General features: G+C 62.3%; 1 protein-coding gene. It reads right to left on the reverse strand.

Going from position 1 to position 597, the window contains the following annotated elements; all coding sequences use genetic code 11:
• Nucleotides 1–597 (reverse strand): cation:dicarboxylase symporter family transporter (locus EOA86_RS37545; RefSeq protein ID WP_128345885.1); only part of this gene is annotated, 597 nt, incomplete at both ends.

The following is a 597-nucleotide window of genomic DNA, read 5'->3' on the forward strand; positions in this document are numbered from 1 at the left end:
TCCCGGCAGTGCCGCTTCCGAGGACGAGGTGCCGAGCACCAGCAGCAGCTCTTCCTTGATGTAGCGGATCAGCGCCAGGATCGAGAAGCCGTTGTAGCGGGCAACGGCGCCAAGCACCACCAGCACGAACAGCAGCGCGGTCAGATAGAATGTGCCGATCAGCATCGCGAGGTTGGCGATCGAGCCGATGCCGTATTTGCCAATGGTGAAGGCCATGGCGCCGAAGGCGCCGATCGGCGCGGCCTTCATCAGAATGGCGACGAGGCGGAAGATCGGCGTGGTCAGTGCCTGCAGGAAATCGACGACCGGACGGCCGCGGTCGCCGACCATGGCCAAAGCGACACCGAACAGCACCGAGAAGAACAGCACTTGCAGGATGTCGCCCTTCGCGAAGGCGCCGGTGATCGTGTCGGGGATTACATTCATCAGGAAGCCGACAATGCTGGTGTCGTGCGCCTTTTCGGCATAGGTCGCCACCTTGGTGGCGTCGAGCGTGGCCGGATCGATATGCATCCCGGCACCCGGCTGGACGACGTTCGACACGACGAGACCGACTACAAGCGCCAGCGTCGAGAACACCAGGAAATAGATCATTGC

This window comes from Mesorhizobium sp. M5C.F.Ca.IN.020.32.2.1 (assembly GCF_004023105.1).
GTDB classification, from domain to species: domain Bacteria; phylum Pseudomonadota; class Alphaproteobacteria; order Rhizobiales; family Rhizobiaceae; genus Mesorhizobium; species Mesorhizobium wenxiniae.